This window comes from Micromonospora sp. NBC_00421, assembly GCF_036017915.1.
GTDB lineage: Bacteria > Actinomycetota > Actinomycetes > Mycobacteriales > Micromonosporaceae > Micromonospora.
This window is the reverse complement of the sequence record NZ_CP107929.1, coordinates 6758959-6774385: the sequence shown is the minus strand read 5'-3', so window position 1 is coordinate 6774385 and position 15427 is coordinate 6758959. Positions and strand designations below refer to the sequence as shown.

Here is a 15427-nt window from a genome sequence, read left to right as displayed (position 1 = left end):
GCGCCCGTCCCGACCCCGGGTGGGCCGAATCGTCCCGGGCGCCCGGTCAGGCCCGTTCTCGGCGCGTCACAGCCGCTTGATCATCCGGACGGCGGTGACCTCGAAGCCCATCTGCTCGTAGAGCGCCCGCGCGCCGGAGTTGAACCCGAAGACGCTCAGCCCGATCGCGACCACGCCCAACTCCCGGCACACCTGCTCGGCGGCCTCGATCATCGCCCGGCCGTAGCCCCGGCGGCGCAACTCCTCGCGTACCTCGAAGTCGTAGCCGAAGGCGTGCAGGCCGTCGGACTTCTGCTCCAGGTGCAGCCAGAGCATGCCGACCTCGTCGGCGTCGTCGTACGCCGTCCACAGCCGGTGCCCCTCGGTGGCCAACCCGTCGGGCAACAGGCCCTGGTAGTCCTGCCGGGCCTTCTCCTGCGCCTCCGGCAGCGGCATCGCCCCGGAGGCGGCGATGTTCTGCGCGTAGTCCTCCTCGGCGCGCTCCCGGTAGCGGAGGTACTGCTCGTCGGTCATCGGTTCCAGCCGCAAGGTCACCACACCACCACCGTAGGGTCAGCACCACCCCGCCCGCTGCCTCGTGGTCGCAGGGTCGACCGGCGACCCGCGAGAGCGCCGGTTTCCGACTGGCGCCCGGCGGGGCCGGCTGTCAGCCTGGATCCGTGCGGTACGACCCTCAACGGCACCTCTGGTCCGCGCTCTCGGTCACCGAGGTGCACGCGTTGTTCGCCGGCTGCCCGGCGCGCTGGTGGCTCTCCGGGGGATGGGCCATCGACCACTGGCACGGCAGCCCGAGCCGACCGCACGGTGACATCGACGTCAGCACCCTGCGGCCGGCGCTGCCCGCCCTGCTGCACGCACTACCGGCGGACCTGCGGCCGTTCGCGGCCCGGCGGGGGCACCTGTTCCCGCTGGCGGACGGGCACGACGACCCCGAGGTGCACAACATCTGGGTGTACGACGCCGGTCGGGACCGCTTCGTCCTCCAGATCAACCTGGAGGAGGGCGCCGAGACGGGCTGGCGCTACCGACGCGATCCACGGATCACGCTCCCGTGGGACTCGGCGGTGGCGTCCATCCGCGCCGTACCGACCGGGACGCCCGTCACCCAACTGCTGTGGAAGTCACCCGACCCGCGCCCCCGCGACGAGCGCGACCTGGACGTCGCCCGGCACCTGCTGACCCCGGCGCAGCTCCGATGGTTGCGCGAGGCGGTCCGGCTGGCACACCCGAACTCACCGTGGTCGGACGACCCCCGACTGGGACACCCCTGACCCGTCTCCCTCAGCGGCTGCGAGACACCCTCGACCCCACGGCCGGGCGGGCGGCGGGCGGAATCAGACGTTGAAGCGGAACTCCACCACGTCGCCGTCCTGCATGACGTACTCCTTGCCCTCGATCCGGACCTTGCCGGCGGCCTTCGCCGCCGCCATCGATCCGGCCGCGACCAGGTCGCCGTAGGAGACCACCTCGGCCTTGATGAAACCCCGCTGGAAGTCGCTGTGGATCACCCCGGCGGCCTCCGGGGCGGTCGCGCCGACCGGCACGGTCCAGGCCCGCGCCTCCTTCGGCCCCGCCGTGAGGTACGTCTGGAGCCCGAGCGTGCGGAAGCCGACCCGGACGAGCTGGTTCAGCCCCGGCTCGTGCTGCCCGATCGATTCCAGCAGCTCACGGGCCTCCTCCTCGGGCAGGTCCACCAGCTCAGATTCGATCTTGGCGTCCATGAAGACCGCCTCGGCGGGAGCCACGAGCGCCCGCAGCTCGTCGAGGAAACCGGCGTTGGCCAGCTCGGCCTCGTCGACGTTGAAGACGTAGAGGAACGGCTTGGTGGTGAGCAGGTGCAGCTCCCGCAGGTGCTCCAGCTCGATCTTGGCGGCGGCGGCCCCGGCGTAGAGAGTGGTGCCGCCGTCGAGCACCTCGACGGCCTGCTTGGCGGCGGTGACGGCGGCGGCCCGGTCCTTGCGGAGCTTGGCCTCCTTCTCCAGCCGGGGCAGCGCCTTCTCCAGGGTCTGCAGGTCGGCCAGGATCAGCTCGGTGTTGATCGTCTCGATGTCGTCGGCCGGCGAGACCTTGCCGTCGACGTGCACCACGTTCGGATCGGAGAAGGCGCGCACCACCTGGCAGATGGCCGAGGCGTCCCGGATGTTCGCCAGGAAGGCGTTGCCCCGGCCCTGCCCCTTGGACGCGCCCCGGACCAGGCCGGCGATGTCGACGAACGACACCGGCGCGGGCAGCACCTTCTGCGACGAGAAGATCTCGGCGAGCTTGCCGAGCCGGTCGTCCGGCAGCCCCACCACCCCGACGTTGGGCTCGATGGTGGCGAACGGATAGTTCGCCGCGAGCACGTCGTTCTTGGTCAGCGCGTTGAACAGGGTGCTCTTGCCGACGTTGGGCAGGCCGACGATGCCGATGGTGAGACTCACGACGGGCCAGCTTACGCCGTCGACCACCGACACCCGGCAGGCAGCCCCGTCGGCAGCGCCGGAAAGGCTCAGGCGGTGAGCAGCCGGGGCTCGATCCGGGTCTCCCGGACCCCACCCGCACCATCCGGCACCACCTCGTACGCGGCCACCCCCGCCCGGTCGGCGACCGCCTCGGCCAGCCGGGTGCCCCGGTAGACCAGCCCCACCCCGTCGTCGGTGCAGTGGCTGGCCGGCAGGGTGCCGTCGGCGACCAGCCGGTGCAGCAGCGGCCGACGCTCGGCCTCGCTGTCGTAGTGCACCCCGTTGCCGTAGGGCAGCCAGCCCAGACCATCGGTGTAGGCGCGCAGCTTGCGGCCGAAGCTGTCGGTGGTGCCGCCGACGTGCCAGCAGATCGAGCCGGCGGAGACCCCGCCGAGCACCACCCCCGCCTCCCAGCACTCGCGCAGGATCTCCGGCAGGCCGTGCACCCGCCACACCGCGCAGAGGTTGGCCACGCTGCCGCCACCGACCCAGACGATGTCCTGGCCGAGCAGGTGCGCCCGGACGTCCTCGACGTTGGGCATCGGGAACAGCGCCAGGTGCGACGGGCGGTAGCGGGTGCCGGCGAACGCGCCGTGGAAGACCGCCAGCGAGGTGGGCTGGTCGCCGACGGCCTGGTTGAGGTAGCAGATCCTCGGCTCGTCGGCCTGCGCCAACTCGGCCATCAGGTCGAAGACCGGCCCGGGGTCGGCGTCCCACGGGCCCCGGTGGCGGCTGGTGAAACCCATGCTGGTGGCGACGATCGTCGGTGCGCTGGCGGGCATGCTGGTCCTTTCGTCGGCTGGCTCCGTCCCCATCCTGCGTCACCGCCACACCCTGGCCGGGTTCAGCCGGCGAGACGCCAGCCCGTCCCGCCGTCCGCCGTCCCGGGCAGCTCGCCGGCCGCCGCGAGCGGCAGCGTGAACCTGTCCCCGGCGGCCGGCCCGGCCCGCTCGGACTCGCCGAGCATCCAGCGGACCTCGTCGGCCGTCCAGCCCAGCCCCCGCCGGCCGGCGATCTCCCGGACCAGTCGCCGGCCGACCCGGGTGTCGTCGTCGTAGAACCGCATGCACCAGTGGTGCGCCCACATGCCCAACGCCCGGAGGCCGGCCGCGTCGAGGGACCCGGCGAGCCGACCACAGGCGGTGTCGGCGAACGGCCGCGCCGGGTCGTCGGCCCGGTCCCGCTCGATCGCACCGAAGGCGGCCGGCGCGACCACCCGCATCCGGTCGTAGAGGCCCTGGGCGGCGGCATCGTCCAACCGCACCCGCCCTGACCGAGGATCCCCCCACCCGGTCACGCTCGCCATCGCCACACCCTTCTGGAGTTGGTGCCGGGACGCTACCGACCACTACCGACACTTTTCCGGCGGGAAACTGCGACAGGCGGAGCGGATAGCTACGCCGAGCTGGGGCGTCTGTATCTGTGACAGACAACATCGGGGAGGGCGGGTGGACGAGGACGACCGGGCCCGGCTGGCCGAGTTCGTGGCCAGCCGGACGCCGGCCCTGATGCGGGTCGCGTACCTGCTCACCGGGGACCGGCACACCGCCGAGGACCTGTTCCAGTCGGCGCTGGCGCGGACCATTCCGAGGTGGCGCGAGCTGCGCCACGCCGACCCGGAGGGCTACCTGCGCACGGTCATGTACCGCGAACAGGTGAGCTGGTGGCGGCGACTACGCCGGCACCGGGAGACGTTGCTCACCGGCGCCGACGAACGGGCCGGGCCCGACCCGAACGGCGGCACCGACGTACGGCTGGCGATGCGGGCCGCGCTGCGGGCGCTGCCGGCGGCCCAGCGCACGGTCGTGGTCCTGCGGTACTACGAGGACCTGACCGAGACCCAGGTGGCCGCCGCGCTCGGCTGCTCGGTCGGCACCGTACGCAGCCGCACCCACCGGGCCGTGGCCCGGTTGCGGCAACTCCTGCCGGACATCGAACTGCTGGAGGTACGGCGGTGACCACGCCCTTCGAGCACCTCATCCGCGCCACTCTCTCCGACCTCGCCGAGGAGGCACCGACAGTGCACGACCAGTTGACCCGTGCGGAACACCGGGCCCGGACCCGACGCCGCGCCACGATGACGGTGAGCGCGGTGGGCGCCCTCGCCGCCGTGCTGATCGCCGCACCGCTCGCGATGGCTGCCAGCGGCGGCGGGGACGCCCCGCCCGCCGTACCGGCCTCCCCGCAGAGCGGGCCACCTGCCGCACCGGCTCCCGCGCTGCCCGACGGCCCGGCCCCGATGACCGGCCGGACCGCCGTACCGGCGGCACCCGGCGCACCCGTCACGGGCCGGACCGCCGTACCGGCGGCACCCGTACCGGCCCGGCCCGACGGATCGGACCCCACGACCGGTCGGACCGCCGTGCCGGCGGCGCCCGCCGCACCCGTACCGGCGCAGACCGCACCGCCCGGCGACCGGTTCCCGAAGACCGGCCGGACGGCCGTACCGGCACCGGCGCAGACCGCCCCGCCGGTCGGGCTGCCGGGGCGCTGACGACGCCGGACGCCCGGTGACCCGCCCCGGCTGGCCCGAGCCCAGGGGGTCACCGGGCGTCCGCACGCCCAGGTCCGATTTCCGCGAGCCACCGCCGCTGGCCTGCGGGCATGATCGGTGGCGTGGAGTGGGACTTCGAACGGTGCTACCGGGCCGTGGACAGCCGTGACCAGCGGTTCGACGGCTGGTTCTACACAGGCGTCACGTCGACCGGGATCTACTGCCGGCCGTCGTGTCCGGCGATGACGCCGAAACGACGTAACGTCCGGTTCTTCCCGTCGGCAGCCGCCGCGCAGGGGGCCGGGCTGCGGGCCTGCCGCCGGTGCCGGCCGGACGCCGCCCCGGGCTCACCGCAGTGGGACGTCCGGGCCGACGTGGTGGGCCGGGCCATGCGGCTGATCGCCGACGGGGTGGTCGACCGGGACGGCGTGCCGGGGCTGGCCGCCCGGCTGGGCTACACCGAACGGCACCTGCACCGGATGCTCCGGGCGGAACTGGGCGCCGGTCCGCTGGCACTGGCCCGGGCGCAACGGGCACAGACCGCCCGGACGCTGATCGAGACCACCGGGCTGGGGCTGGCGGAGGTGGCGTTCGCGGCCGGGTTCGGCAGCGTACGGCAGTTCAACGACACCGTCCGCGAGGTGTACGGAACGGTGCCGTCACGGTTGCGCACCGGGCGGGGCGGCCGACCGGCAGCGGGCGGGGCGGGCACGATCACGCTCCGGCTGGCGTACCGGCCGCCGCTGCACGCCGCCGCGCTGCTGGACTTCCTGGCCGACCGGGCGCTGCCCGGGGTGGAGGAGGTGCGCGACGGGACGTACCGCCGGGGGTTGCGGTTGCCGCACGGCCCGGCGGAGGTCGCGCTGACCCCGGCGGTCGGGTACGTCGGCGCGACGCTCAGGCTGACGGACCTGCGCGACCTGGCCCCGGCGGTGGCCCGCTGCCGCCGCCTGTTCGACCTGGACGCCGACCCGGAGGCGGTCGACCAGACGCTGGCCGCCGACCCTGCCCTGACCGGGGTCGTCGCCGCCGAGCCCGGCGTCCGCCTCCCCCGCGCGGTCGACGGCTTCGAGCTGGCCCTCCGCGCCATCATCGGCCAACAGATCTCCCTCCGCGCCGCCATCACCACCCTCACCCGCCTCCTCCACCACCCCCACACCCCCTCCCCCTCCTCCCCCTCCCCCTCTCCCCCCTCCCCGGCCTCCGCCGACCGCCTCGGCTCCGGTGATCAAGAGGCTTGTGTCACGGAGAGCGCTTCCCGGCGCCCCAAACCTCTTGATCACCGTGGCGAACCCGGCGAGCTCGGAGGGCTCGGAGGGCTCGGAGTGGTTGGTGGGGGGTGGGGGGAGGTGCGGGGGTTTCCGGGGGCGGAGGAGGTGGCGGGGTTGCCGGACGCGGCGTTCGGGATGCCGGTCGCGCGGCGGGAGACGATCCGGGCATTGGCCCGGGCGGTCGCCGCCGGGGAGGTCGACCTGGAGCCGGGCGGGGACCGGGCGGAGACCGTACGACGGTTGACCGCGCTGCCCGGAATCGGGCCGTGGACGGCCGGCTACCTGGCCATGCGCGCCCTCGGCGACCCGGACGTGCTGCTCTGCACCGACCTCGCGGTACGCCGGGGCGCCGCCGCCCTCGGCCTGCCCCACACCCCCACCACCCTCGACACGTACGCCGAGCGCTGGCGACCCTGGCGGTCGTACGCGACGATCAGACTCTGGAGAGCGGCATGACGACCACCGGCACGACGGCAATCGGCACCACCACCATGGACACCCCGGCCGGCCCGCTGAGCGTGCTGGTCGGCCCGGACGGCGCGGTCCGGGCCGCCGGCTTCACCACCGCGCCGGAGAGCCTGCTGCCGCTCGTGCACCCGAGCCTGCGCGGCCCGCTCCGGCCGCACGCCGACCTCGGCCCGGTGACCGCCGCCGTGCACGCCTACCTCGACGGCGAGCTGACCGCGATCGACGAGGTGCCGGTGACCCAGCACAGCGGCGGGGCGTTCCTGACCCACGCCTGGACCGTGCTGCGCGACGTCAAGCCCGGCGAGCCGATCACCTACACCGCGTACGCCGCACTGGCCGGCCGGCCCGCCGCGGTCCGGGCGGCGGCCGCCGCCTGCGCCCGCAACGCCGCCGCCCTCTTCGTCCCCTGCCACCGGGTGCTACGCACCGACGGGACCCTCGGCGGCTACCGGTACGGGTTGGCGGTGAAGACGTGGTTGCTCGGTCATGAGCGGCGGCTGACGGCAAACTGACACAAGCCGACAGCGGCATCGACACCGTTCGACGCTACGGTCGGATGGTGCCCGCGCCGTGCGACGGCGACCCGGCCCCGAGGGTGGACGGCCGGGTCCGGCCGCTGCGCAACCTCTGGCGGCTGCGCCGCTACCTGCGCCCGTACGCCCCCGCGTACGCCCTGTTGCTGCTGGCCGCGCTGGCGGCCACCGGGGCCGGTCTCGCCGTACCCCTGGTGGTGCAGCGGGTGGTGGACGGGCCGGTGGCCCGGCACGACCCGGCCGGGTTGCTGCGGCTCGGCGGGCTGGCCCTGCTGCTCGGGCTGGTCGAGGCGGTGCTGATCTTCATCCGGCGGTGGAGCCAGTCCTCCTCGTCGGCCGGCATGGAGGCGACCATCCGCGCCGACCTCTACGCCCACCTGCAACGGCTGCCGGCCGGTTTCCACGACCGCTGGCAGTCCGGGCAACTGCTGTCCCGGGCCACCAGTGACCTGTCGGTGCTGCGCCGGTTCCTCTCCTTCGGCCTGCTCTTCCTGGTGCTCAACCTGGTCACCTACGTCGCCGTGGTGATCCTCCTGGTGCGGTTGCACGGGCCGCTGGGTCTGCTGGTGGCGGCCAGCGCGGTGCCGCTGTTCGTGATCAGCCGCCGGTTCGGCAGGCGCTACCACGCGGTCTCCCGGCGGATGCAGGACCAGCAGGGCGACGTGGCCACCCTGGTCGAGGAGACCGCGCAGGGGCTGCGCACCATGAAGGCGTACGGGCGGGGGCCGGAACTGGCCGAACGGTTCGCCCGGCGGACCAGCGCGCTGCACGACACCGGGGTCGGCAAGGGTGCCATGCAGGCCCGCGCCTCGGCCCTGTTCGACCTGGTGCCCAACCTGACCCTGGGCGCGGTGCTGGTCGGCGGCGCGACGCTCGTCGCCCGGGACGCGCTGACCGTCGGCGAGCTGGTCGCCTTCGTCAGCCTCCAGCTGATGCTGATCTGGCCGGTGCAGTCGCTCGGCTGGATCATCGCCAACGGGCAGGAGGCGGCGACCGCGGCGGACCGGATCCAGGAGGTGCTGGACACCCCTCCGTCGATCGTGGACGCTCCGGACGCCGTCGCGCTGGCCCGGTCGGCAATCCGCGGCCGGCTCCGCTTCGAGGGGGTGTCGTTCCGTTATCCGGGCAGCCCGGAGCCGGTGCTGCGGGAGATCGAGCTGACCGTCGAGCCGGGCGAGACGCTGGCCCTGGTCGGGGCGACCGGCTGCGGCAAGAGCACGCTGCTCTCCCTGGTCCCCCGGTTGTACGACGTGACCGACGGCCGGATCACCCTGGACGGGCACGACCTGCGGGCGCTGCGGCTGGACGCGCTGCGCCGGCTGGTCGGGGTGGCCTTCGAGGAGCCGACCCTGTTCTCCATGTCGGTCTGGGAGAACCTCACCCTGGGCTGCCCGGACGCCGACGCCGACCAGGTCCGGGCCGCGTTGACGCTGGCCCAGGCCGACTTCGCGTACGAGCTGCCGTGGGGGTTGGCGACCCGGGTGGGCGAGCAGGGCCTGTCGCTCTCCGGTGGGCAGCGGCAACGGCTGGCGCTGGCCCGCGCGGTGCTCGGCCGGCCGGCGCTGCTGGTCCTGGACGACCCGCTCTCCGCCCTGGACGTGCAGACCGAGGCGCTTGTCGAGGCGGCGTTGCGCCGGGTGCTGCGGGAGACCACCGCGCTGCTGGTGGTGCACCGACCGTCGACCGTGGCACTGGCCGACCGGGTGGCGCTGCTCGACGGGGGCCGGATCGTCGCCGTCGGGCGGCACTCCGAGCTGCTGGCCACGGTGCCGGCGTACCGGGCGGTGCTCGCCGCCGAGCCCTCGGCGACTCCGGGCCTGGTGCGTTCGTGAGCCGTCGCCCGCCCCGACAGCACATTCCGGCCGGGAGCGACGGCCGGTCCATCGGCGCGCTGTCGCGCTGGCGTGGGCTGGCGACCGACCCGGACGCCGACCGCAGCCGGGCCGAAAACGACTCACCCGAGGCCGTCGCCAGGCTGCGCGCTCGGAGCCGGGCGCTGCTGCGGGACCTGCTCCGGCCGCTCCGTCGACCGCTCGGCGCGGCGGTGGCCCTGCTGCTCGCCCAGAACACCGCCGCGATGGCCGGGCCCTACCTGGTCATGCTCGGCATCGACCGGGCGGTGCCCCCGCTGCGGGCCGGCGACCCGGGTCCGCTGGCCGCCGTCGCGGGCGCGTTCACCGTCGCGGCCGTCACCGAGTACGCCGCCCGGCGCGGCTACCTCACCCGCTCCGCCCGGATCGGCCAGGCCGTCCTGCTCCAGCTCCGCCAGCGGGTGTACGGCCACCTGCTGACCCTGTCGGTCGGCTTCCACGAGCGCTACACCTCGGGTCGGGTGGTGTCCCGGCTCACCAGCGACGTGGACTCCATCGCCGAACTGGTCGACGGCGGGATCGACACCCTGGTCGCCGCCGCGCTGTCGGTCCTGTCGGTCGCCGCCATCCTGCTCTGGTTGGACCTGCCACTGGCGGCGCTGACCCTGCTGGCGTTCCCGTTCCTGTTCTGGCTGTCCCGCTGGTTCGCCCGCGCCTCGGCGCACGCCTACCGGCACAGCCGGGAGGCGATGGCCCTGGTGATCGTCCACTTCGTCGAGTCGCTGCGCGGTATCCGCGCGGTGCAGGCGTTCCGCCGGGAGCCGCGCAACCAGCAGATCTTCGGGACGGTCAACGACGAGTACCGGGGGGCCAGCCTGCTCGGGTTCCGGCTGATCGCCACGTACTCGCCGGGGATCAAGGTGATCGGCAACGTCACCGTCGCGCTGGTGCTCGGGTACGGCGGCTGGCGGGTGCTCGGCGGCGACACCGAGGTGGGGGTGCTCGCCGCGTTCCTGCTCTATCTGCGCCGGTTCTTCGAGCCGATGCAGGAGCTCAGCCAGTTCTACAACTCGCTGCAGTCCGCGACGGCCGCGCTGGAGAAGCTGGCCGGGGTGCTGGATGAGCGTCCCGGGGTGCCCGAACCGGCGTCACCGGTGCCGCTGCCGGCCGGGCCGGGCCGGGGCGCGGTGACGTTCCGCGCGGTCCGGTTCGGCTACCGGCCGCAGGCGCCGATCCTGGCCGGGCTGGATCTGGCCGTGCCGGCCGGGCAGACGGTGGCCCTGATCGGCCCGACCGGCGCCGGCAAGTCGACGGTGGCGAAGCTGCTCGCCCGGTTCCACGACCCGGACGACGGCACGGTCGAGCTGGACGGCGTCGACCTGCGGGAGCTGGTCGACGCCGAGCTGCGGCGCGCGGTGGTGCTGGTGACCCAGGAGAACCACCTGTTCGGCGGCTCGGTGGCGGAGAACATCCGGTTCGGCCGGCCGGACGCCACCGACGCGGCGGTGCAGGCGGCGGCGCGGGCGATCGGCGCGCACGATTTCATCGCCGCCCTGCCCGACGGGTACGACACCGACGTGCACCGGCGCGGCGGGCGGCTCTCCGCCGGGCAACGGCAGCTCGTCGCGTTCGCCCGCGCGTTCCTGGCCGACCCCCGGGTGCTGATCCTCGACGAGGCGACCTCGTCGCTGGACGTGCCGACCGAGCGGTTGGTGCAGCAGGCGCTGGCCACCGTGCTGCGGGACCGCACCGCGCTGGTGATCGCGCACCGGCTCTCCACTGTGGAGACCGCCGACCGGGTGCTGGTTGTCGACTCCGGACGGATCGTCGAGGACGGCCCACCGGGCCTGCTCGTCACCACCGGTGGCCGGTACGCCGCGCTGCACCGGCAGTGGCGCGACTCGCTGGTCTGACGGGCCGTCCGGCACCGCTCCGGGGCAGCCGGTGGGCCGCGTGCCGGATAGACTCTGCCCGCATCGATGGGTCTCGCCCCCGTTTCCACCGGTCCCACCGGCGGACGGGCGTGGTGGGGCCGATCGCATCGCCGGGCATACGGGGAGGTTGCGGCGTGCGGATTCGCGGACGAATGGTGCTGGCGGCGGCAGTGGCGCTGGGCATGGCGGGGACGACAGGGGTGGCGCTGGCCGTGGACGGGGCCACCGGCCCGGTCCACGAATCGAACGGTGGGGCCTGGGCCGCCGGGGTGGCCCCGGTCGCCGAGGAGGCCCCGGCGGCGACCCGCACCGGCACCGGTGGCCGGGCGGCAGCGCCGGCGGCCCCCCGCCCGGCACCGGTGGTGACCCGTCCGGCGACGCAGGTGGCGCAGGCCGCCCCCGCCTCGGTGAGCTACCTGAGCGAGCGTTACCGGGTCGCCCCGGGCGAGGCCGCCCGCCGGCTCGCCCTCCAGGAGCTGTCCGCGCCGCTGGCCGACATCCTCGCCGCCCGCTTCCCCGGCTCGTACGCGGGGATGTGGCTGGACCAGGCCGGTGGTGGGGTGCTCACCATCGCCGCCACCGACCCGGCCCCGGTCACCGAGGCGGTCGCCGGCCTGCCGGATGCCCGGCACGTCACCGTCGTGCCGGTCCGCCACTCCCGGCGCGACCTCGACGCGGCGGCCAGTCGGGTGGCCGGGTCGCTGGGCGTCACCGCCGGGCAGGACGTGCTTGTCGACGAGCGGGCCAACGAGGTGCTGGTGCTCACCGGCGACACGGTGCCGGCCGACGACGCCCGACTGGCCGGCGTGCTCGGCGCGGGCGGGGTGCCGGTCCGGGCCCAGTCCCGGCTCGACGGCTCCTCGATCCCCAAGGCGTGCGACCCGCGCTACTGCGCCGAGGCGCCGATGCGCGGCGGCATCCGGCTGGACGTGCCCCGCGACGACGGCACCGTCGGCGGTTGCACCACCGGCTTCAACGTCCGGGCGAAGTCCGGGCAGTACTACGTGCTGACCGCCGGGCACTGCGTGGTCGGCGGCCGGCACCAGCGTGTCGACGACACCTGGCACCAGTTCCTCGGCCCGAAGGTGCCTGTGGGTCTGGAGTCGACCGCTCCGGTGCTGGCCGAGAACGCCTTCCCCTACGACTACGCGGTCCTGCCGTACGCCAAGGGGGCGACGACCCGCTGGGCGTACCCGAGGCGGGGTGTGGGCAACACGCCCAGCCTGGTCAACTACTGGTGCGTGGCGGACAATCCGGCCTGCGCCAGCAAGGGCAGCCGCGACGTGCCGGTCACCGGCGTCACGTCGTACGGCGCGGTGCAGGCCGGTTGGGTGGTCTGCGCCACCGGGTCGGCGTACACCCCGAAGGCCGGCGAGCAGTACGTCGACTCGGGGGCCGGGGCCGGCTTCCTGCCGGGCACCCGCTGTGGCGAGGTCATCGGCAAGGCCAGCGGCGGGATCGACGTGCGGGTGTGCGCCCGGCCGGGGGACAGCGGAGGTCCGCTGTTCACCGAGTCCGACGGGCGGGCGCTGGGCATCCTGAGCAACGGTGACGACGGCGAGGGCCCCTGCACCAACCCGGACGAGAAGAACACCTACGCGCCGGTCTCGGTCATCCTCGACCGGGTCAACGGTCGCACCGGGCTCGACTTCCAGATCGCCACCAAGGGCCCGCTGCTCGCCTCGCCGGCCGCCTCCGCGAACCGGTAGACCACCCGGGCCCGCCCCGCGCCCGCGCCGCACACCCACCGCGCCGCACGCCGCACACCCGGCGCGAGGTAGCCGGCACGCCCGGTAAAGCCGGTGGGCGGGGCGTCGGCGGGTGCCTACGATCGACCGATGACTGACACGGCGAGGACGGCCCGCGCCGGTGTTCCCGAACGTCCCACCCTGGACGGCATCGAGGAACGCTGGGCGCAGCGCTGGCAGGAGGAGGGCACGTACGCGTTCGACCGGGAGAAGGCGACCGTAACGGGGGCGACCGTAACGGGTCGCGGGTCGGCGGCGGACGCGCCGCGTCGGCACGGTCGGGGCGACGACGTGTACTCCATCGACACCCCGCCGCCGACCGTGTCCGGCGAGCTGCACATGGGGCACGTCTTCTCGTACACGCACACCGACACGGTGGCCCGGTTCCAGCGGATGCGCGGCCGGAACGTGTTCTACCCGATGGGCTGGGACGACAACGGCCTGCCCACCGAGCGCCGGGTGCAGAACGTCCACGGGGTGCGCTGTGACCCGTCCCTGCCGTACGACCCGGCGTGGCAGCCGCCCGACGCCCCGGTCACCGAGGCCCGCCGTCGGGAGCCGACGCCGATCTCCCGACGCAACTTCGTGGAGCTGTGCGGGCGGTTGACCGCCGCCGACGAGCAGGTCTTCGAGGCGCTCTGGCGGCGGCTCGGGCTGTCGGTGGACTGGTCGTTGACGTACACCACGATCGGGCGGGCGGCACGGGCCGCCTCACAGCGGATGTTCCTGCGCAACCTGGCCCGGGGTGAGGCGTACCAGGCGGAGGCGCCGACGCTCTGGGACGTCGGCTTCGGCACCGCCGTGGCCCAGGCGGAGCTGGAGGACCGGGAGCGCCCGGGGGCGTACCACCGGCTGCGGTTCACCGGGCCGGACGGGCGGGAGGTACTCATCGACACCACCCGCCCGGAGCTGCTGCCGGCCTGCGTGGCGCTGGTCTGCCACCCGGACGACGAGCGCTACGCCGACCTGGTGGGCACTTCGGTGCGTACCCCCGTGTTCGGCGTGGAGGTGCCGGTGCGCGCGCACCCGCTGGCGGACCCGGGCAAGGGCACCGGGGTCGCGATGGTCTGCACGTTCGGTGACCTGACCGACGTGACCTGGTGGCGGGATCTCGACCTGTCGACCCGGGTGGTGATCGGCCGGGACGGTCGACTGCTGGCCGAGCCGCCGGCCGGCGTGCCGGCGGCGCCCTACGCGGCGCTGGCCGGGCAGTCGGTCAACGCCGCCCGGCGGACCCTGGTGGCGCTGCTGCGCGAGGCCGGCGACCTGGTCGGCGAGCCGCGCGAGATCACCCACCCGGTGAAGTTCTACGAGCGCGGTGACCGGCCGTTGGAGATCGTCTCGACCCGGCAGTGGTACCTGCGAAACGGTGGCCGGGACGCGGAGCTGCGGGCGGCGCTGCTGGCCCGGGGCGACGAGCTGCGCTGGGTGCCGGAGCACATGCGACACCGCTACGCGCACTGGGTGGGTGGGCTGACCGGTGACTGGCTGGTCAGTCGGCAACGCTTCTTCGGGGTGCCGGTGCCGGTGTGGTACCGGCTCGACGCCGTTGGCGAGCCGGACCACACCAACCCTCTCACACCGGACGAAACGTCGCTGCCGATCGACCCGTCCAGTGAGCCGCCGCCGGGCTACGACGAATCGCAGCGCGGCCTGCCCGGCGGTTTCGTCGGCGACCCGGACGTGCTGGACACCTGGGCCACCTCGTCGTTGACCCCGCAGATCGTCGGCGGCTGGGAGACCGACCCGGAGCTGTTCGACCGGGTCTTCCCGATGGACCTGCGCCCGCAGGGGCAGGAGATCATCCGGACCTGGCTCTTCGCCACAGTGGTCCGCGCCCACCTGGAACACGGGGTGCTGCCCTGGCGGGACGCGGTGCTCTCCGGCTGGATCCTCGACCCGGACCGCAAGAAGATGTCCAAGTCCAAGGGGAACGTGGTCACCCCGATGGCGCTGCTGGAGCAGCACGGCTCGGACGCGGTCCGCTACTGGGCGGCCAACGGCCGGCCCGGCATGGACCTGGCGTTCGACCCGGCGCAGATCAAGGTGGGCCGGCGGCTGGCCACCAAGCTGCTCAACGCGTCGAAGTTCGCGCTCGGGCTGGGTGCCGCCGACGCCCTGCGCACTCCGGCGACCACCCCGCTGGACACCGCCATGCTCGCCGAACTCTCCGCCGTGGTCGCCACCGCCACCGCCGCCTTCGACGGGTACGACCACACGGCCGCGTTGCAGGCCACCGAGGCGTTCTTCTGGCGGTTCTGCGACGACTACATCGAGTTGGTGAAGGAACGCGCCTACGGCACCGGGCCCGGGGCGGACTCGGCCCGCGCGGCGCTGGCCACCGCCCTGTCGGTGCAGTTGCGACTCTTCGCCCCGGTGCTGCCGTACGTGACCGAGGAGGTCTGGTCGTGGTGGCGGTACGGCTCGGTGCACCGGGCCACCTGGCCCACCACGTACGAGGTGGACCGGGCGATCACCGGCACCGGTGACCCGGCCCTGCTCCAACTGGCCGGGGAGGCCCTGGCGCAGGTCCGCCGGGCCAAGTCCGAACGCAAGCTGTCGATGCGGGCGGAGATCCCGCTGGCCGAGGCGCTGGGCCCGGCCGCCCTGCTGGACCAGCTCACCCTGATCGCCGACGACGTGCGCGCCGCTGGCCGGATCACCACCCTCGACCTGCTTCCCGACCGCACCCCCGAGCTGGTGATCGCCAGCGCCTTCTGACCGGAG

Annotated in this window: 13 protein-coding genes; 9 read left to right on the top strand and 4 right to left on the bottom strand. The window is 74.2% G+C overall.

The window, feature by feature from the left end; all coding sequences use genetic code 11:
• Positions 1 to 66 precede the first annotated feature (66 nt).
• Positions 67 to 537 (bottom strand): GNAT family N-acetyltransferase, encoded by a 471-nt coding sequence (locus OHQ87_RS29230; RefSeq protein ID WP_328343099.1) that lies wholly within the window; start codon positions 535 to 537, stop codon positions 67 to 69.
• Positions 538 to 659: 122 nt separating this feature from the next.
• Between OHQ87_RS29230 and OHQ87_RS29225 the strand changes: the two genes are divergently transcribed.
• Positions 660 to 1271, top strand: a complete 612-nt coding sequence (locus OHQ87_RS29225; protein ID WP_328343097.1) for a nucleotidyltransferase domain-containing protein — start codon at positions 660 to 662, stop codon at positions 1269 to 1271.
• A 63-nt stretch (positions 1272 to 1334) separates the two neighbouring features.
• Here the strand turns inward: OHQ87_RS29225 and ychF are convergent, their stop codons facing one another.
• The 3 genes from ychF to OHQ87_RS29210 form a co-directional block, all read right to left on the bottom strand.
• The gene (gene ychF / locus OHQ87_RS29220) at positions 1335 to 2420 is read right to left on the bottom strand and encodes a redox-regulated ATPase YchF (protein ID WP_328343095.1); all 1086 of its coding nucleotides are present in this window, start codon (positions 2418 to 2420) and stop codon (positions 1335 to 1337) included.
• Between the two features lie 68 nt (positions 2421 to 2488).
• Positions 2489 to 3223 (bottom strand): peptidase E, encoded by a 735-nt coding sequence (locus tag OHQ87_RS29215; RefSeq protein WP_328343093.1) that lies wholly within the window; start codon positions 3221 to 3223, stop codon positions 2489 to 2491.
• A 62-nt stretch (positions 3224 to 3285) separates the two neighbouring features.
• Complete coding sequence (locus OHQ87_RS29210) at positions 3286 to 3747, bottom strand: hypothetical protein (RefSeq protein ID WP_328343091.1); 462 nt, start codon at positions 3745 to 3747, stop codon at positions 3286 to 3288.
• Between the two features lie 142 nt (positions 3748 to 3889).
• Between OHQ87_RS29210 and OHQ87_RS29205 the strand changes: the two genes are divergently transcribed.
• The 8 genes from OHQ87_RS29205 to valS all read left to right on the top strand — a co-directional run bounded on the left by OHQ87_RS29205 (position 3890) and on the right by valS (position 15421).
• Entirely contained in the window at positions 3890 to 4399 is a 510-nt protein-coding gene (locus tag OHQ87_RS29205; RefSeq protein ID WP_328343089.1) for a SigE family RNA polymerase sigma factor, read from the top strand.
• A complete protein-coding gene (locus OHQ87_RS29200) occupies positions 4396 to 4935 on the top strand; it encodes a hypothetical protein (RefSeq protein WP_328343088.1) in 540 nt (179 codons plus the stop codon). The genes OHQ87_RS29205 and OHQ87_RS29200 overlap by 4 nt, the downstream gene beginning before the upstream one ends.
• Before the next feature lie 122 nt (positions 4936 to 5057).
• Complete coding sequence (locus OHQ87_RS31490; RefSeq protein WP_442930865.1) at positions 5058 to 6662, top strand: DNA-3-methyladenine glycosylase 2 family protein; 1605 nt, start codon at positions 5058 to 5060, stop codon at positions 6660 to 6662.
• Positions 6659 to 7186: a methylated-DNA--[protein]-cysteine S-methyltransferase gene (locus OHQ87_RS29185; protein WP_328343087.1), complete on the top strand. Its 528-nt coding sequence runs from the start codon at positions 6659 to 6661 to the stop codon at positions 7184 to 7186. The genes OHQ87_RS31490 and OHQ87_RS29185 overlap by 4 nt, the downstream gene beginning before the upstream one ends.
• A 47-nt stretch (positions 7187 to 7233) precedes the next feature.
• Positions 7234 to 9039 (top strand): ABC transporter ATP-binding protein, encoded by a 1806-nt coding sequence (locus OHQ87_RS29180; RefSeq protein WP_328343085.1) that lies wholly within the window; start codon positions 7234 to 7236, stop codon positions 9037 to 9039.
• 23 nt (positions 9040 to 9062) lie between these two features.
• Positions 9063 to 10931, top strand: coding sequence for an ABC transporter ATP-binding protein (locus tag OHQ87_RS29175; protein WP_328349041.1), 1869 nt, complete (start codon positions 9063 to 9065; stop codon positions 10929 to 10931).
• Between the two features lie 155 nt (positions 10932 to 11086).
• On the top strand, positions 11087 to 12661 hold the full coding sequence (locus OHQ87_RS29170; protein WP_328343083.1) for a trypsin-like peptidase domain-containing protein: 1575 nt from the start codon (positions 11087 to 11089) through the stop codon (positions 12659 to 12661).
• A gap of 129 nt (positions 12662 to 12790) precedes the next feature.
• Positions 12791 to 15421 (top strand): valine--tRNA ligase, encoded by a 2631-nt coding sequence (valS, locus tag OHQ87_RS29165; protein ID WP_328343081.1) that lies wholly within the window; start codon positions 12791 to 12793, stop codon positions 15419 to 15421.
• Positions 15422 to 15427 lie beyond the last annotated feature (6 nt).